Raw genomic sequence first — 16,526 nt, 5'->3', positions numbered from 1 at the left:
TTTTTTTCATTCCATATATTTCTCTCTAGATTAGGGGTGAAATTCGTGCTATTCTCGTGTAAAATAGGATAGTCTTTGAATGGAAGAAGGGAAGTGAAAACATGCAACGTGAAAATTGGGCATCAAGATTAGGTTTTATGCTTGCAGCTATGGGTTCTGCTGTAGGTTTAGGGAATATATGGCGTTTTTCTTATGTAGCAGGTGAGAATGGTGGAGGCGCCTTTTTGATCTTATATATTATTAGTGTATTTGTTATTGGGATTCCGCTTCTTTTAACTGAAGTTGCAATAGGGAGAAGAGCGCAACAAGATATTGTTGGTTCCTATAAAAAACTAGCACCCACCAAACCATGGTTTATGGTTGGATATCTAGGAGTTATTAGTGCGTTTTTAATCTTAGGCTTTTATAGTGTGGTAGCTGGTTGGTCACTTTATTACTGGTGGAATTCTGTTACTGGAGCGTTAACTGTCGAGCCTGCCAGTGGATATGCAGCTGAATTTGGTGCTTTCACTTCAAGTGCGTATGCACCATTATTTTGGCATGCTTTATTTTTAGGCTTAACAATGGCGATTGTGTTAGTTGGTATTAAAAAAGGTATCGAAAAGACGAATAAAATTTTAATGCCATTACTTGCAATCATGTTAATTGGACTTGCTATCTATAGTGTTACTTTAGATGGGGCAAAGGCCGGATTAGATTTTCTATTTAAACCAGATTGGTCCGTACTTGATGATCCATCTGTTTATATTGCGGCATTAGGTCAAGCGTTTTTCTCGTTAAGCCTTGGAGTAGGGACGATGATGACTTATGGAAGCTATTTATCTCATAAACAACGATTGCCAGGAGCAACTGTTGGTATTGGTGTAATGGATACGGTTTTTGCAATTATATCAGGGATTGTTATCTTCCCTGCAGTGTTTGCCTTTGGAATAGAACCGGCATCTGGTCCGCCACTAGTCTTTATCACACTACCAAGCATATTTAGTGCGATGCCTTTTGGTGGATTGATCGCACTCGTTTTCTTTACAGCATTAAGTTTAGCAGCAATATCTTCTTCGATTTCGTTATTAGAAGTCCCGGTTGCCTATTTCATTCGTGCTCGTAATTGGACGAGAAAATTCGCATCCTTTATATCTGGTCTGATTGTGTTCTTATTGGGAACAGCGGTATCGCTTGGATTCGGTGTGTGGTCTGGTGTTACACCAATTGGGAAATTAGACATTCTAGATTCGATGGATTATCTAGCTTCAAATATATTTTTACCAATTGGTGGGTTGACGATGGCACTCTTCCTTACTTGGCAATTTAAGAAACAAGAAGCACTCGAAGCTACTGATATGCAAACAAATCCAATTAGAAATATCTGGTTTGTGTTAGTGAAATATATTGCACCAATCTTAATAGTGATTATTTTCTTAAATGCAATCGGGCTTGTATAATAGAAAAGAAGGTAATAGAAAAGGGGGCATTTTCAAATGGCCATTACGAGTCAAGCACTTGTAGAAAAAATGTTAGTAGAAGCAACAGCCGCTTCTAGGCAGACGGATCACCAAAAGGTGAGAGAACATGTCCGTGCGATCAGGCTGTTGTGTGATGTAGTTTTAGATGAGAGCGACGAAAGCCAAGAACCTGCGGTGCCAGTTTCAAAGCAGAATATCGACCAGCAGGAACTTTTAAAAATGATGGGTAGTAATGCGCCTAGTCCTAAAATTAGTGGGGAAAAGCCCGCAGGTAAAGATAAAGAAAATCACGGGGAAGCAAACGGCAATTCCTTATTTGATTTTTAAAGGATCAATAATGAACGAGAGGAGAACAATCAAATGATTAAATTGTTTTTATTGATTGGTATCATAAACGGCTTTTTAGCGGTAGCTTTAGGTGCATTTGGTGCACATGGTTTAGAAGGAAAGCTTTCTGCTAAAATGATTGCAACTTGGGAAAAGGCTGTTACGTATCAAATGTTTCACACGACCGCTTTACTTGTAACTGGCTTACTGCTGATGAAAACGACGCAGACAAGCATCGTTTCAGCAGGTTGGTTTTTCTTAGCGGGTATTATTTTGTTCTCGGGTAGTCTCTATATATATTCGACTACAAGTATCAAAACATTTGCGATGATCACACCAATTGGAGGACTAGCCTTTTTAATTGGGTGGGTCATACTTGGATATGCAGTCGTTAAACATATTGGATAAGCACAAATAAAGAAATAATACTAAATGAAATCGATCGAAGCAGCTGCTGGCTAAATATAAGGCGTTGCTTCTTTTTGTATGCAATTATGGCTTCTATCAAAAAAGCAATGGCTATTAAAGCCGGAATAATAGTAAGTGCTGCCCATATTTTAAAAATAAAACTAAATGCCATTAATGTGAGAATGACAATAACAATAGCTCCTAACACGTCGTGAAGTGTTGCCTTTTGTTCAGCACGTTGATTCAATATTTTTACCTCCTTTATTTAAGTAGGAAATTTATATCTTTAGAAATAAAGTAAAACGAAAGTGGAAGACGGCGACTCCTAAGGGATAAGCACGAGTCCGAAGATCCATTTGGTAAAGTGTTTTTCTTTATCAAATTAGCTGAGGCCGTGTCCCTAGGAAAGCGACTGTCTGCAACGGAAGTGTATATAGAAACTCTTGAGGTCGTGCAGAAATTTTTATAACAATAAAAGGTTATGAAAAACCCCGCTTCGAATGGAAGCGGGGAATAGGAACTTATCTTGGAGGATAAGATGCCATTGGATTTACTGCTGTGCCATTAAACGGATAATCGTAAACAATTTCCTCATCAAACGTTATATAATCCAAATAAATCATCAATAAAACATACCGTTTCTTTGTTTCTGGATCACTAAGAATAATGTGATCCCTCCCAGCAGCTTCAATTATTCCCTTGAAAATTTTTGCATTCCAGCGTTCATTATTTTCAAAAGTCATGTATACCGTAGCAAGTTTACCTTTATTCAGGCGTAGAATATTTTCAATGTAAGACTCTTCGGCTGGAAGCATACCAGGCACATCGGCTCCATTTTGCTGCGGTTGAGGTTGCGGCATCATTTGAGGGTAGCCATAATACCCTCCTGGATATGGATAATAGCCCTGCATATCCATGTTTTGTGGCTGGTTTATCATCGTTAACCATCTCCAATCCTATAATAACTATTTCTACTAGCTATTGATATGCAGGCAGGGTTAGCTTCATGCTAATTATTTTATTAAGAGGTGCATGCTTGCCTTTTTTATACAGAAAAATAGCGGGAGCACTGTTTAATTTTTAGCCATACAAAAAAGCACACGAAAATAACGTGTGCTTTCCACTTACATTTTCCCTATATTTCTAAAAAGGCTGGGACGTCTTCAGTCGTTAACAGGTTCCCAACATAGAAGGGACCGAATTCTCCGTAACGGGCACTTACAACGTCAAAGCGCATTTCGTAGACAATCTTCTTAATTTCTAAGACGTCATGAGCGAAAAGGGTGACGCTCCATTCCCAATCATCAAAGCCCATGGAGCCGGTTATAATTTGTTTGATTTTACCGGCATATTTACGTCCGGTTTTACTATGCTCGTACATCAATTCTCTACGCTCATCCATTGGTAGCATGTACCAGTTATCATTACCTTCACGACGCTTGTCCATCGGATAAAAACAGATATGCTCCCATTTTGGCAGGCGCGGCTTCAAGCGGGCACGAACTCCTGGGTTTTCCATAGGATCTTCGCCTTCTTTAGTCATGTACTTGGATAATTCTACGACTGATACGTAGGAATAGGTACTTGTCGTAAAGGCGGCAAGCTTTGATTTATTAAAGGCAAGTTCAATCTCACCTAATTCCTTCATTGTAGGACGTAAAAGCATAATGATAAAATCCGCTCGGTGTCCCATCAAGCTATAAAAAGAGTAACTACCTTCACGGTTTTCCTCTACTTCTTCCCATTTTGTAAGTAAGTCTTGTAATTCTTTGATTGCTTCGTCGCGTTCTTCTTGTGACGCTTTTCTCCATGCGCTCCAATCGATTTTACGTAAATCATGGAGGCAATACCAACCATCCATTGTTTCTACTGCTTCTGGCATAACTGAATCTCTCCTTCTTGATTCTTCCGTTTTAATATAACATAAATAGGGAACACTTATCATAGAGTTTGCAGGTTCAAGAATTAAAAATTTTCAGTCAGTTTGACAAAAATATGAACATTTAAAAGAAATGATGAAATAAAGCGCATACATTTAACGAAGGACTTTCATTATTACACGAAAAAGCGTATCATATAGTACAGAAGGAACTTTGGAGGGTTAAAACATGAGTGATTTATTTTCTGAAATCAAAGGTAGATTAGAAGGAAAAACGAATAGAATTGTATTCCCAGAAGGTTTAGATGACAGAATCTTAACAGCAGCTAGTAAATTAAGCGCAGAAGGAATATTGACTCCTGTATTAGTCGGAGATAAGAGAAAAATAGAACAGAAAGCCAAAGAAATTGGGGTAGACATCTCTAATGCAGTTGTTGAAAACCCAGAAGATTATGATGCATTTGAAGAAATGGTAGCAGCGTTTGTTGAAAGAAGAAAAGGCAAAGCAACTGCAGAAGATGCTCGTAAGATTTTACTGGATGAAAACTATTTCGGTACCATGCTTGTGTATATGAATAAAGCTCATGGATTGGTTAGTGGTGCCGTACATTCTACAGCTGACACCGTTCGTCCAGCGCTTCAAATTATTAAAACAAAAGAAGGCATTAAGAAAACATCTGGCGTGTTTATTATGGTTCGTAATGATGAGAAATACGTATTTGCTGATTGTGCGATTAATATTGCACCGGATAGTCAGGATCTAGCTGAAATTGCAATAGCAAGCTCAGAAACAGCGAAGCTATTTAATATTGATCCGCGTGTTGCGATGCTAAGCTTCTCGACAAAAGGATCTGCTAAATCTGAAGAAACGGAAAAGGTTTCAAATGCTGTCGCAATCGCTAATGAGATGGCACCAGATTTAGTTTTAGATGGTGAATTCCAATTTGATGCTGCCTTTGTTCCATCTGTTGCAGCGAAAAAAGCACCGGAATCTGAGATTCAGGGTGATGCCAATGTGTTTGTTTTCCCTGGACTTGAAGCTGGTAATATTGGATACAAAATCGCGCAGCGCCTCGGAAACTTCGATGCAGTTGGGCCGATTTTACAGGGCTTAAATAAACCAGTGAACGATTTATCACGTGGCTGTGATTCGGATGATGTGTACAAACTAGCTATCATCACAGCAGCACAAAGTATTTCTTAAATTTAGATAATGGCGTAGCACTTAATCGGTGTTACGCTTTTTTTATGCCTGAAAATAACTATTTCGGGGCAACATCAGACGGGAAAATTAGAATATTGCGGTTAGCATCATGGCCTACCTTCATACTATAATCAAAGGAAAAAGGACACGATGATGAACAATAAATTTTTCCAATTGGCTAAAAGATTGCATTCAAGTCATCCTTGTTTTGCGGAAATTAGCGATCAGGCGAGGCGAACGGCGGCTGGTGATTATGGGGAACAGGATTTGAAGTATTATCTGGAAATGTCGGGTTGTAGGGATTATCTTCACGGGATTCGGATCGAAGCGGAGTCTGTGTTTCAAATCGATTATTTAATCATGACGCGTTGCTATGGTTTATTAATCGAGGTGAAAAATATTGCCGGAGAGATTTACTTTGATCCGCATGCGAGGCAGATATTTAGAAAAAATAAGGATGAAGATGATGTATTTCCTGATCCAATCCTGCAGGTTGACCTTCAAAAAAAGCAGCTTCAAAAATTTCTTCAAAAGCACAACTACCCAAATATCCCTCTATACGGTGTCGTGGTTTTCACCAATCGAAGCGGAAGGCTGCTACTTCAACATTATCCAGATCGTGATCGTATTCTAACGGCACAAGCGCTGCCATTTTTCTTAGAGAGGCTAGAAAAGAAATACAGAGAGTCGCACATTTCAAATACGGATTTAGCTGCTATGCGGGATTTTCTCAAGTCTTCGCATAGACCTGCTAATCCAGATTTAATTGCGCGATACAATATTAAGTGGGGCGATATAATAAAAGGCGTCAGGTGCCCGGAATGTGAGGCATATAGAATGAAGCGTGTAAGGCTGTTGTGGGAGTGTGGTTACTGCAAGCATCGCTCGGGGGTTGCACATATAATTGCCCTTGAGGAGATGTTAACGCTATTTAGTGGAGGGCTCTCGAATAAGCAAATACAAGAGGTGCTCTCTTTACATTCTGCCGATGCGGTTCAAAAATTAATGAATCGAAGCAAATTCACGCGCATAGGGAAGACAAAAAATAGTAAATATATATTGAAGAAGGACGAGTGGCGGAATTAACAGATAGACTGGCGGAAATATGCTTGAGAGTGGCGGAAATAAGGTGCAGACTGGCGGAATTATGCACCACAGTGGCGGAATTACCCTGCGCGACGGCGGAATCAAAAAAATTTGCCTCACTACTTTCTATCGACTACAATGAGGGGAAATGAAAGGAACGTGTAATAGAATGACAATGCGAATTAAAAAATTGATCCTTCATCGCCTGCAAATGCCATTGAAAGAGCCTTTCAAAAATAGCCTCACGACAACAACGCACAAGGACTTTACCCTTGTTGAGCTCATTGATGAGAGTGGGCTACGTGGCTTTGGTGAAACGGTCGCCTTCCGATCGCCATGGTATACAGAAGAAACAAGCGATTCGACTAGACTGATGATTGAGAAGCATCTCTGTCCAATCGTTAAAGAACAGCCCTATGAACATCCGAGCGAATTTGGAAAAAGGATACGTGACGTCCGACGGAATAACATGGCCAAAGCGGCAGTAGAAGGGGCGCTCTGGGATCTTTACGCCAAAAAAGAGAACGTGCCACTTTATAAACTAATAGGTGGAGTGCGCTCGCAAGTCCGGGCCGGTGTGAGCATTGGCATGCAGGATTCGATTTCAACTGTACTAGAGGAAATCGAACAAGCGCTGCTTGCTGGGTATGAGCGCGTCAAGCTTAAGATAAAGCCGGGGAATGATATCGCATTAATAGAAGCGGTGAGAAATGATTATCCAGATCTTGCGCTGATGGTTGATGCGAATTCAGCGTATACGATAGACGACATCGAACATTTGAAGCAATTGGATAAATACAACCTTTTGATGATCGAGCAACCGCTTGGGACAGATGATTTTGTCGATCATGCGAAGCTCCAGCAACAAATCGAAACACCGATCTGTTTAGACGAAAGTATTCATACCCTTTCAGATGTAAAAACAGCGATCACACTTGGTAGCTGTCAGATTATTAACATGAAGTTGGGTAGAGTCGGTGGTTTCACGGAAGCGGTTCGGATCCATGATTATTGCAGGGAGAATGGAATTCCCCTTTGGGGTGGCGGGATGCTTGAAGCAGGAGTTGGACGGTTACAAAGTCTTGCTTTAGCTACGTTAGATAACTTTAAGTTTCCAGCAGACACAGCAGCTTCAGATCGGTATTTCAAACGAGATATATTAAGGCAACCAGTAGAGGTAGATAATGGATTTATCCATCTATCGGAGTCGGCCGGTATTGGTCATGATATTGACCGGGAAGCACTTCGCTTATACCGCGTTGAGAAAAAAGTTTTAACATGAGAAAAAGCACTTGAAGCGACTAAAAATAGTCGCCAAGTGCTTTTTTATTTCGATCGATCATCAGCTTCATTCGTTTTTCGAAGATCTCAAGCTCTGATTCGGTTAAGCTATCGTATTCACCATCTATTTGTTTGACAATGCGGTCACACACTTCGCTTACTGTTAGCGGATGATCCAACAACTCTGATAACGAGCGCATCGTGTCTGGGACAATTTCCGGATAATCAAACCGTGTTTCTTCTGAGTCTAGACCCAACTCATAGAAGTTGCGCACAAGTTCTGCACGTTTCGTCCCGCTTCCTTCTATATCTAAATATATCTGCACAGCGGTTCCGTTTTTTACCCGGCGCTGGGAGATACCTGCGAATTTCTTTCCCCCTATACTCAAGTCGTAATCACCAGGGCAATAGGATCCTTTTATTTCGTAGGCGTCGATATCTGTGGTTAGATCTTGAAATAAATCACGCACAAAATCCACCATAATCAGATAACCATCATGAATTCCGAGCTTCGTCGCTTCGCCCAGGATGATCGAAAAATTGAGTACACCTTCATCGAGCACAACCGCCAGGCCGCCTGAATTCCTCACAACCATCTGATAGCCCTGCTCACGCAAATAGCTCATCCCTTTTTCCAAAAAAGGTAGTCGGGCATCTAATATGCCGAGTACGATGGTCGGCTTATGGACCCACAGTCTTGTTGCTAGGGTGTTCGTTTTTTCACTCACATGAATGCAAAGGGCGTCATCTGTTGCGAATGATGCCATCGGTGTTTCAAGTATATCTGGATCGCTATGGTCGATGATACGTATTTTTTTCTGGTCAAATGCTTGCTTCCAATCCTTCATTTTCTGTTCTCCTTCACCAAAAACATGCATTTATTATAGCAGAAAATTGTACTGGCTGTTTTAGTCGACCTTGATTTGTATTATAATAAACAAAGATGAAAAAATTGACGTTAAGAGAGGACCCTGCCATGGCTTATAAAGACGAGCAACTGCATGAAGAAAAAGTTTTTAAGGATCCGGTGCACCGCTACATACATGTTCGTGATCAGGTGATTTGGGATTTGATTGGGGCGAAGGAATTTCAGCGATTGCGCAGAATTAAGCAGCTTGGTACGACATACGTCACGTTCCACGGGGCTGAGCATAGTCGTTTTAATCATTCCTTAGGGGTTTATGAAATTGTTCGTAGAATTTTGATCAATTTTGAGAATCGCCCGAATTGGAATCAAGAGGAACGCTTGTTATGTTTGTGTGCGGCGCTGCTTCATGATTTAGGCCATGGCCCTTTTTCGCATTCCTTTGAAAAAGTATTCAAGCTTGATCATGAGGATTATACACGTGCTATTATTTTAGGGGATACCGAGATTTGTCAGATTTTATCTAGAATTAGTCCTGATTTTCCGCAAAAAGTAGCGGATGTTATTAATAAAACCTATCCCGATAAGCTTGTTGTCAGCTTGATATCTAGTCAGATTGATGCCGATCGCATGGATTATCTCCAGCGTGACGCGTATTATACCGGCGTTAGTTATGGTCATTTTGATATGGAAAGAATTCTTCGCGTCATGCGTCCGGTAGAGGATCAGGTTGTCATAAAAGAATCTGGGATGCATGCGGTAGAGGATTACATTATGAGCCGCTATCAGATGTACTGGCAGGTTTATTTTCACCCAGTAACGAGAAGCGCGGAAGTAATTTTGTCTAAAATTCTGCACCGGGTGAAAAGGTTATATACAGAGGGCTATGCGTTTAAATTTGAGCCGATTCATTTCCGTTCTTTTTTTGAAGGGGAAGTTGATTTACAGGATTATCTGCGACTCGACGAAGCGGTCGTGTTATTTTATTTTCAACAATGGGCCGAGGAAGACGATGCGATTTTAAAAGACTTGTGTCTACGATTTACTAATCGCCAACTGTTTAAATATGTACAGTATAATCCGAACTTACAGATGAAGGATTGGATGGAGCTTTACCGTTTATTTGATGCGGTTGGACTTGATTCAGAGTATTACTTAGTGGAAGATTCGTCCTCTGACTTACCATATGATTTTTACCGGCCAGGAGAAGAAGAGGAGCGCGTCCCAATTCATTTATTGATGCCAAATGGAGATTTGCGTGAATTGTCCCGCCAATCCGAAATCGTAGAAGCCATCTCGGGTAAAAAGAGAACGGATCATAAGCTCTATTTTCCGCTTGATAGTATTGAGGCGCTGTCGGACGATATACCTGAGAAGAAAAAAATACTAGAGATTCTTGGACGATAAAAAGAGAGATTTACTAATAGATTTGGGGTGTTCGTTTTGCTGAAGAACCATGCGAAATTATTGAAGGTATTTGAAGCTTCAGAAGAAATTACCGGACGGAAAAAGCTTCAAAAGATGGTCTATATCTTGAAAAAGGTAGGATTTCCTTTTGAAGAGAAATATGCCTTCCATTTTTATGGACCATATTCGGAGGAGTTAAGCCTTCGAACAGAGGAATTATGCAACCTAGGATTCATCGATGAAATCAAGGAAAAGAAAAGTAATTACACCCAGTATCGTTATCAAGTAACCGATCAAGGGGAAATGTTCCTGAAAGAATCGACGTTAGATATGCCGCCAGTAGACGAAAAAATAGCTACGTTAAAAGAAGAGAGCTCACGCTTTTTGGAGCTTGTTGCGACAATGCTTTATTTTGAACCGGCTACGAAAGCGGAAGTAGAGAAGAAGGTACAAGAAGTAAAGAAAAAATCGAATTATACAGAAGAAGATCTAGCGAAAGCTTGGACCTTTATCGACAAAATGAAACATTAGCCTCCCTTTGTGCGGAGGCTTTTTCTGTTTGGTTATTGAATAAGAGGGACGTGTATAATTAAGGGTCACTACTCTTATTGGTCAAGGAGGAAAAAATTCAAATAATACTGCTTAGATGCCATGCTGATCAGGAATAGCGGATATAGTTTGATATTAGCGGATATCTGAGTAGAATCGCGGATATATCAGAAACATCGCGGATATCCAAATGAAAGTCGCGGATATTATCAAAATATCGCGGACATCCAAAGGAGGAATACGAATATATCAGATAAATTACGAATATCTAACCGGAATTTGCGAATAAACCAGAAAAATAGCGAATATCTAAATAGAATCGACGAATAAATTCAAAATTTAACGAATATAATACATCCTGAAATAAGCTTCCCAATCTCTAGTCAGCGGAATATTCCAAAAAATATTACAAAACCTAGCATCATAAAGCCTAAACAATTAGCTCTTATCTCGCTCTAATAGAGCATCGACCTTTTCTTCCACTCTTTTTAGCCGAGCTTTAGTTTGTGAATTGCGTCTGTAAAGATAGATGATGACCGTTGTAATTAAGAACATAATGGTAAAACTAAACAAGGCAAAGAACATATCGCCTGCTCGAAAACCGCCAACTTCAGCAAAAATTAATTCCATGATTCACACATCCTTATCCATTAATTGGTATCTCTAGCATAAACCAGCATGATTAAATCAGCAATACCATTAAAAAATGCTTGATGCATAGCTGCATCAAGCACATTTTAAAATCAATCGATTAAACGTTTGCCGCCTACACCATAATAGCGTTTGTCGATATCCTCAACAAAAACAACGACCTTTTCTTTTTTAGCGCCAGTAGTTTCTACAACAGCGTCGGTTACTTTTGCGATCAAGGCTTTCTTTTGATCATCAGTGCGACCTTCTAACATTTGAACGGTTACGTATGGCATATTTTTTCTCTCCCTTTTTATCTGAATATACTTATATTTTAACCCAAAATGTAGTGGAGCGAAACACAGAGGATGAAAAGGCATTTTTGATTATGCTACAATGGATACACAAAAAGCAAATTAGTAGGAGGTTCAACTTATGGCAGATAATCAAAACCCTACCAATAAAAAGAAATCAAATCCCTTTACGATAATGAAAGATGATTCCACTGATGGTCATGGTGGGTATGGCGTTGGAACGGTTAGTTTAGAGAATATTTCGCCAGTTATTATTGACCCTAATGAAGAGCGAGCTTATGTTGACATGGCAGCAATGCATGCGCGAAGTGATGTGGAGCGTCGAGTGAAGTTTCTTCCGAATAGGGATGAAGTGCCTAATGGTTTATTATACTGGATCGTTTGGGTAACGGTAGAGCGTGGTGAAAATGGACTTTACTATCACGGGGTTGCCGGTAGTGAAATTCGGGTTGATCGTTCGATTAAGCGTGCTTATAAATCGATGCCAGAGCATGTAAATCATATGGATAAATCGATGAAAGGCCATGTGATCATTGACCATATGGATGAGAAATCTAGACAATTGCTAAGTGATTTCTTGAAGGAATTTAATGAGGAAATGTGGCAGAATGCTTCGGATGAATTAAGAAATGCATTGGCGAAATAATGAACATTTTGTGAACATACATGAAAATTCTTGTTGTTTACGTTAATCCTTTATACAATTAGTTGTATGGTAACTCTTTGTTACTAGGACAGGAAAATGGCTGGGCTTCTATGCCCGGCCATTTTCTTGCCCTTTTTTAGATGTGTAAATACCTCATTATTCCTCTCCGATCCATAGCCATTTCCACCACCTTTTAAAAAAATCAGTGGTTGGCTCGAGATGATTTTTTTCTTTCGAAATTTGATTCTTTAACCCTTCTAGCTCATCAAGGACATCAGCTTCTCCCGTTTCATTTTGCTCTGGGTTGTCTCCGTCTGGTAAATGAAGGGTACAGTAGCTATTTGGTTCAGTACCTTTTTTAAAATAGAGTGTTTTGGGTTGTTCACAATAATCTGTCGCCAATTTCCCGGATTCTAAATCAATTTCTACTGCTACTACGTCTTCAGGAGGCGCTTCTTCTTCTCGATCAGCGAAATTCTCGTGTGCATTTTCCATAAAAGTCGCCCATATATCCTTCGAAAGTTTCTGCTGACTGGGCTCTTTCATTTCACGATTATCATCATATCCGAGCCACACCCCAGTTGACACATCTGAACTAAAGCCTATCATCCAGCTGTCTGTATCAGTGGTCCCTGATTTCCCGGCATATTCTCTTGTTAGTTCATTCGCTATAGAAGAACCTGTCACACTCATATAACCATTTAGCTCCTCATTAAACATCCCTGACATTAGCTTCTTTAAAATAAAGGTATTTGCTGGGTCTAGGACACGTTCTACTTCAGTATCCTCTGTTGCCATCGTTTTCGGTAAAATGGGTTCGAAAATTGTGCGCTTTTTTTCTTCACTGAAAAGTCCGGTCTGAAAAAAGCTGGATAGACTTTGATTCTCTTTATCAAGTACCTTGTCGCGATCATAGATGACTTCACCTGTTGCGTCTGTTACCTTTGTAATAGTATAAGGCTCAACGGCATATCCGCCATTTGCAATGCGGTTGTATCCGTTCACCATTTCCTCCATTGTTACAACCTCCGTTCCAAGAGCGAGGGATGCTACTGGTGAAAGTTTTTCTGTGATCCCAAACTTATCCTTTGCTGTCTGCACTAATTTTTCCGGGGTAACAAAAAGGTTTGTTTTTACCGCATAAATATTATCTGAAAGTGCTATTGCTTGTGCAAGTGTAATGGGTTTTTCAGCATAATAGCCTTGATAATTACTCGGCTCATACACATCTCCTTCTGCTAAGGCAAATCTAGTTGGCTTACTCATCAGGGTGGTAGCTGCCGTCATGCCTTGTTCTAAAGCGGTATAGTATAAAAAAGGTTTAAAGCTTGAACCAGGCATCCGCTTCGATTGTGTCACGCGATTAAAGCTGCTGTTTTGATAATCTCGTCCACCGATTAACGCATTAACTGCACCGGTCGATGGATTCATAGCAACTGCACCAACCTGAAGCTCCTTATCTGTTGCTGCTAAATTTTCCTTTACAGCTTGTTCTAGCTTTTCTTGTTGATCGACTTTTAATGTGGTAAAGATTCGATAGCCACCGCTTTTGATCGATTCGACGTCCAAGTCTAAGATTGTTTCTAGTTCATCCAAGGCTGTATCCTGAAAGTATGGACCAATCACCGCTTCTTTTTTCAAACCTTCTTCATTAAAGGTTAATTCCGTATCCCTAGCTTCAATGTAATCGGCATGACTGATCACTTCTTTTTCCACCAGATTTCTTAAAATTTGCTGGTGCCTGCGATTAGCATTTTCCGGATTAGTTATCGGTGAAAAAAGGGATGGACCATTCGGTATACCCGCAAGCATGCTTGCCTCTGCTAACGTAAGGTCTTGTGCTGATTTATCAAAATAATAACGACTTGCAGCTTCAATTCCATATGCTCCGTGCCCATAATAAATCGTATTCAAGTACCCCTCGAGTAATTGGTCCTTGTCATAAAACATTTCAAGCCGAATCGTGTAAAAAGCTTCATAAATTTTACGCTTCCACGTTTTCTCGTGGGATAAAAATAAATTTCTGGCGTATTGCTGCGTAATCGTACTGGCGCCTTCTTTAAAGGACATTGTTCGCACATTTTCAAAAATTGCTCCCACAAGGCGTTTAAAATCAAATCCGACATGTGAATAGAAATGCTGATCCTCTGTCCAAACGGTAGCATCAATGACGTGCTCACTCATTTCTTCTAGAGGTATAATGTAGCGGTTTTCTGATCCGCGTTCTTCTCCGATCACATCTTTATCTGCGCTATAAAAAATCGTGTTTTGTACACTGTCTAAAGAGGGGGGCCCCAAAAGATAGCTGGATAGAAGGATAACACTTATAAAAGAAAGCATAAAAAACAATAAAAAGACTGCACTATACAACACCTTTTTCTTCCGTCTTTTTTTTCGCATAACTCGTCTTTCTATCAATCTTATTTCCTCCCATCCACTCGATCTTTTTTTAGGCCCTTCGCTCTAACTGGATATTCTTATATAATTATGGGAAAATGTAAGTCAATCTAAACGTCAGAAAGGAAAATAATACTTGCTTTTTTTCCATTTATATTTTAAATTTAGCAGGCAGGGAAACGCGTTTCCTTCCATAGAAGTTCGGGAAAAGTAAGTAAAAAACCAAAGAATAATTTTCCATTTAAATAAATATTTACAAGCATGATTGATCAGAAGGAGTGTTTTAATTGAGTATTTGGTTTACAGAAAAACAAACAGAGAATTTTGGTATTACTGCAAAAATTAATAAAATCCAGCATAGTGAACAAACAGATTTCCAAAAGCTAGATATGGTTGAAACAGAAGAATGGGGCAATATGCTTTTGCTCGATGATATGGTAATGACCACGGAAAAGGATGAATTTGTCTATCATGAAATGGTGGCACACGTCCCATTATTTACACATCCAAATCCAAAGCATGTCCTTGTAGTTGGCGGGGGAGATGGTGGAGTAATTCGAGAGGTACTGAAGCATCCATCTGTTGTAAAAGCGACACTTGTGGAAATCGACGGAAAAGTAATCGAATACTCAAAGAAATACTTACCTACGATCGCAGGAACATTAGAAGATGCGCGCGTAGAAGTGAAAGTTGATGATGGCTTTTTGCATATTGCGCAAAGTGAAAAAGCGTATGATGTGATTATGGTTGATTCAACCGAGCCAGTTGGTCCAGCCGTGAATTTGTTCACCAAAGGCTTTTACTCAGGCATTTCAAAAGCATTAAAAGACGACGGAATCTTTGTTGCACAAACAGATAATCCATGGTTTAAAGCAGATTTAATCTCACAGGTATTTTCTGATGTAAAAGAAATCTTCCCGGTAACTCGCCTCTATACCGCAAACATTCCAACATACCCTAGTGGACTGTGGACGTTTACCTTAGGAAGTAAAATTCATGATCCGCTAAAAGTGAAAGAGGATCGTTTTAATGAAATGGAAACAAAATATTACACAAAAGAACTACACTTTGCTTCTTTTGCCCTGCCGAAATTTGTAAAGGATTTGACTGAATAAGGAGGATGCCCCTTGCGCTTTGATGAACAATACTCAGGAAAAGTTTTTATTTTATCCCACCCTACCCATGAAGATGCAGATGTGATTTTATACGGAATGCCGATGGACTGGACTGTTAGTTTCAGGCCAGGCTCCCGCTTCGGTCCCAATCGTATTCGTGAGGTATCACTTGGGTTAGAAGAATATAGTCCATATTTGGACAAGCATTTAGAAGATGTTCGCTATTTTGATGCAGGGGATATTCCGTTACCATTTGGTAACCCCAAACGAAGTATTGATATGATAGAGGATTATGTCACTAAAATTTTAGAAAAAGGAAAGTTTCCACTTGGAATGGGCGGGGAGCATTTAGTCACTTGGCCAATCGTAAAAGCGATGCACCAAAAGTATCCAGACATTGCATTTATCCATATTGATGCACACGCAGATTTACGAGAGGAGTATGAGGGAGAAACGCTATCACACTCTACACCTGTTCGAAAAATAGCAGAGCTCATTGGCCCGGAGAACGTTTTTTCCTTTGGTATTCGCTCTGGCATGCGAGAAGAATTTCAGTACGCGAAAAACTCAGGCATGCACATGTCTAAATTTGAAGTCGTAGAACCCCTAAAGAAGGCTTTACCAGCTCTAAATAACCGGAATGTCTATGTAACGATTGATATTGACGTTTTAGATCCAGCATATGCACCTGGAACCGGAACGCTAGAGGCTGGGGGAATAAGCTCCAAAGAACTTTTAGAAGCAATCCACCTTATTGCAGGAAGTGACGTGTTTGTAGTTGGTGCTGACTTAGTTGAAGTAGCCCCAAGCTATGATCCTGTTGACCAAACAGCAATAGCAGCAAGTAAAATGCTCCGGGAAATGCTGTTAGGTTGGGTGAAATAACGAGAAAGAGAATTCTGATTAGTTTAAGTTTCTCCCTTTTTTAAAAAGCTGGTTTGTTGATTTTTGCTAAGTC

The 16,526-nt window shown here is 39.9% G+C and carries 18 protein-coding genes; 11 read left to right on the top strand and 7 right to left on the bottom strand.

Annotated features, from left to right (window positions below; all coding sequences use genetic code 11):
* Window positions 1–101 precede the first annotated feature (101 nt).
* From DFR57_RS01770 to DFR57_RS01760, 3 genes are read left to right on the top strand one after another with little or no spacing between them, the layout of a single operon-like run.
* Window positions 102–1,439, top strand: a complete 1,338-nt coding sequence (locus DFR57_RS01770) for a sodium-dependent transporter (protein ID WP_114351409.1) — start codon at window positions 102–104, stop codon at window positions 1,437–1,439.
* Window positions 1,440–1,475: 36 nt separating this feature from the next.
* A complete protein-coding gene (locus DFR57_RS01765; protein ID WP_114351408.1) occupies window positions 1,476–1,787 on the top strand; it encodes a YwdI family protein in 312 nt (103 codons plus the stop codon).
* 36 nt (window positions 1,788–1,823) lie between these two features.
* Complete coding sequence (locus DFR57_RS01760) at window positions 1,824–2,195, top strand: DUF423 domain-containing protein (protein WP_114351506.1); 372 nt, start codon at window positions 1,824–1,826, stop codon at window positions 2,193–2,195.
* Here the strand turns inward: DFR57_RS01760 and DFR57_RS01755 are convergent.
* The 3 genes from DFR57_RS01755 to hemQ form a co-directional block, all read right to left on the bottom strand.
* Window positions 2,179–2,442 (bottom strand): hypothetical protein, encoded by a 264-nt coding sequence (locus DFR57_RS01755; RefSeq protein ID WP_114351407.1) that lies wholly within the window; start codon window positions 2,440–2,442, stop codon window positions 2,179–2,181. The two genes, DFR57_RS01760 and DFR57_RS01755, sit on opposite strands and share 17 nt — an antisense overlap.
* Before the next feature lie 274 nt (window positions 2,443–2,716).
* Complete coding sequence (gene gerQ / locus DFR57_RS01750; RefSeq protein WP_114351406.1) at window positions 2,717–3,133, bottom strand: spore coat protein GerQ; 417 nt, start codon at window positions 3,131–3,133, stop codon at window positions 2,717–2,719.
* 197 nt (window positions 3,134–3,330) lie between these two features.
* Window positions 3,331–4,077, bottom strand: coding sequence for a hydrogen peroxide-dependent heme synthase (gene hemQ, locus DFR57_RS01745; protein ID WP_114351405.1), 747 nt, complete (start codon window positions 4,075–4,077; stop codon window positions 3,331–3,333).
* Window positions 4,078–4,303: 226 nt separating this feature from the next.
* Between hemQ and pta the strand changes: the two genes are divergently transcribed.
* The 3 genes from pta (at window position 4,304) to menC (ending at window position 7,646) form a co-directional block, all read left to right on the top strand.
* Entirely contained in the window at window positions 4,304–5,278 is a 975-nt protein-coding gene (pta, locus tag DFR57_RS01740; RefSeq protein ID WP_114351404.1) for a phosphate acetyltransferase, read from the top strand.
* A 150-nt stretch (window positions 5,279–5,428) separates the two neighbouring features.
* A complete protein-coding gene (locus tag DFR57_RS01735) occupies window positions 5,429–6,364 on the top strand; it encodes an NERD domain-containing protein (protein WP_114351403.1) in 936 nt (311 codons plus the stop codon).
* A 169-nt stretch (window positions 6,365–6,533) separates the two neighbouring features.
* Window positions 6,534–7,646, top strand: coding sequence for an o-succinylbenzoate synthase (gene menC / locus DFR57_RS01730; protein ID WP_114351505.1), 1,113 nt, complete (start codon window positions 6,534–6,536; stop codon window positions 7,644–7,646).
* A 19-nt stretch (window positions 7,647–7,665) separates the two neighbouring features.
* Here the strand turns inward: menC and DFR57_RS01725 are convergent, their stop codons facing one another.
* A complete protein-coding gene (locus DFR57_RS01725; RefSeq protein ID WP_114351402.1) occupies window positions 7,666–8,493 on the bottom strand; it encodes a lipoate--protein ligase family protein in 828 nt (275 codons plus the stop codon).
* Between the two features lie 128 nt (window positions 8,494–8,621).
* Here DFR57_RS01725 and DFR57_RS01720 point away from each other — a divergent pair, with 128 nt between their 5' ends.
* Window positions 8,622–9,917: an HD domain-containing protein gene (locus DFR57_RS01720; protein ID WP_114351401.1), complete on the top strand. Its 1,296-nt coding sequence runs from the start codon at window positions 8,622–8,624 to the stop codon at window positions 9,915–9,917.
* Between the two features lie 36 nt (window positions 9,918–9,953).
* Window positions 9,954–10,448, top strand: a complete 495-nt coding sequence (locus DFR57_RS01715) for a YwgA family protein (RefSeq protein ID WP_114351400.1) — start codon at window positions 9,954–9,956, stop codon at window positions 10,446–10,448.
* A gap of 456 nt (window positions 10,449–10,904) precedes the next feature.
* On the opposite strand, the gene DFR57_RS01710 is transcribed toward DFR57_RS01715, so the two are convergent.
* Both DFR57_RS01710 and DFR57_RS01705 read right to left on the bottom strand, forming a co-directional pair.
* Window positions 10,905–11,096 (bottom strand): hypothetical protein, encoded by a 192-nt coding sequence (locus DFR57_RS01710; RefSeq protein ID WP_114351399.1) that lies wholly within the window; start codon window positions 11,094–11,096, stop codon window positions 10,905–10,907.
* A gap of 113 nt (window positions 11,097–11,209) precedes the next feature.
* Window positions 11,210–11,476 (bottom strand): 2-hydroxymuconate tautomerase, encoded by a 267-nt coding sequence (locus DFR57_RS01705; RefSeq protein ID WP_281270452.1) that lies wholly within the window; start codon window positions 11,474–11,476, stop codon window positions 11,210–11,212.
* Between the two features lie 55 nt (window positions 11,477–11,531).
* On the opposite strand from DFR57_RS01705, the gene DFR57_RS01700 reads away from it, so the two are divergent.
* Window positions 11,532–12,056: a YwhD family protein gene (locus tag DFR57_RS01700; protein ID WP_114351398.1), complete on the top strand. Its 525-nt coding sequence runs from the start codon at window positions 11,532–11,534 to the stop codon at window positions 12,054–12,056.
* A gap of 156 nt (window positions 12,057–12,212) precedes the next feature.
* Here DFR57_RS01700 and DFR57_RS01695 read toward each other — a convergent pair whose 3' ends face one another.
* Window positions 12,213–14,474 carry a transglycosylase domain-containing protein gene (locus tag DFR57_RS01695; RefSeq protein ID WP_245937351.1) on the bottom strand — a complete coding sequence of 754 codons (2,262 nt, stop codon included), beginning with the start codon at window positions 14,472–14,474 and terminating at the stop codon, window positions 12,213–12,215.
* A gap of 266 nt (window positions 14,475–14,740) precedes the next feature.
* Here DFR57_RS01695 and speE point away from each other — a divergent pair, with 266 nt between their 5' ends.
* Complete coding sequence (gene speE, locus DFR57_RS01690) at window positions 14,741–15,568, top strand: polyamine aminopropyltransferase (protein ID WP_114351397.1); 828 nt, start codon at window positions 14,741–14,743, stop codon at window positions 15,566–15,568.
* Window positions 15,569–15,580: 12 nt separating this feature from the next.
* A complete protein-coding gene (gene speB / locus DFR57_RS01685; protein WP_114351396.1) occupies window positions 15,581–16,453 on the top strand; it encodes an agmatinase in 873 nt (290 codons plus the stop codon).
* Window positions 16,454–16,526 lie beyond the last annotated feature (73 nt).

The organism is Saliterribacillus persicus, from assembly GCF_003337485.1.
Taxonomy (GTDB): domain Bacteria; phylum Bacillota; class Bacilli; order Bacillales; family Amphibacillaceae; genus Saliterribacillus; species Saliterribacillus persicus.
The sequence above is the reverse complement of the archived record's forward strand: the minus strand, read 5'-3'. Positions and strand labels throughout refer to the sequence as shown.

Excerpts from the sequence above, each read along its gene's own strand:
- DFR57_RS01770 (WP_114351409.1), top strand. The coding sequence starts at position 102 with ATGCAACGTGAAAATTGGGCATCAAGATTAGGTTTTATGCTTGCAGCT.
- DFR57_RS01765 (WP_114351408.1), top strand. The coding sequence starts at position 1,476 with ATGGCCATTACGAGTCAAGCACTTGTAGAAAAAATGTTAGTAGAAGCA.
- gerQ (WP_114351406.1), bottom strand. The coding sequence starts at position 3,133 with ATGATAAACCAGCCACAAAACATGGATATGCAGGGCTATTATCCATAT.
- hemQ (WP_114351405.1), bottom strand. The coding sequence starts at position 4,077 with ATGCCAGAAGCAGTAGAAACAATGGATGGTTGGTATTGCCTCCATGAT.
- pta (WP_114351404.1), top strand. The coding sequence starts at position 4,304 with ATGAGTGATTTATTTTCTGAAATCAAAGGTAGATTAGAAGGAAAAACG.
- DFR57_RS01735 (WP_114351403.1), top strand. The coding sequence starts at position 5,429 with ATGATGAACAATAAATTTTTCCAATTGGCTAAAAGATTGCATTCAAGT.
- menC (WP_114351505.1), top strand. The coding sequence starts at position 6,534 with ATGACAATGCGAATTAAAAAATTGATCCTTCATCGCCTGCAAATGCCA.
- DFR57_RS01725 (WP_114351402.1), bottom strand. The coding sequence starts at position 8,493 with ATGAAGGATTGGAAGCAAGCATTTGACCAGAAAAAAATACGTATCATC.
- DFR57_RS01720 (WP_114351401.1), top strand. The coding sequence starts at position 8,622 with ATGGCTTATAAAGACGAGCAACTGCATGAAGAAAAAGTTTTTAAGGAT.
- DFR57_RS01710 (WP_114351399.1), bottom strand. The coding sequence starts at position 11,096 with ATGGAATTAATTTTTGCTGAAGTTGGCGGTTTTCGAGCAGGCGATATG.
- DFR57_RS01705 (WP_281270452.1), bottom strand. The coding sequence starts at position 11,476 with ATGCCTTTTCATCCTCTGTGTTTCGCTCCACTACATTTTGGGTTAAAA.
- DFR57_RS01700 (WP_114351398.1), top strand. The coding sequence starts at position 11,532 with ATGGCAGATAATCAAAACCCTACCAATAAAAAGAAATCAAATCCCTTT.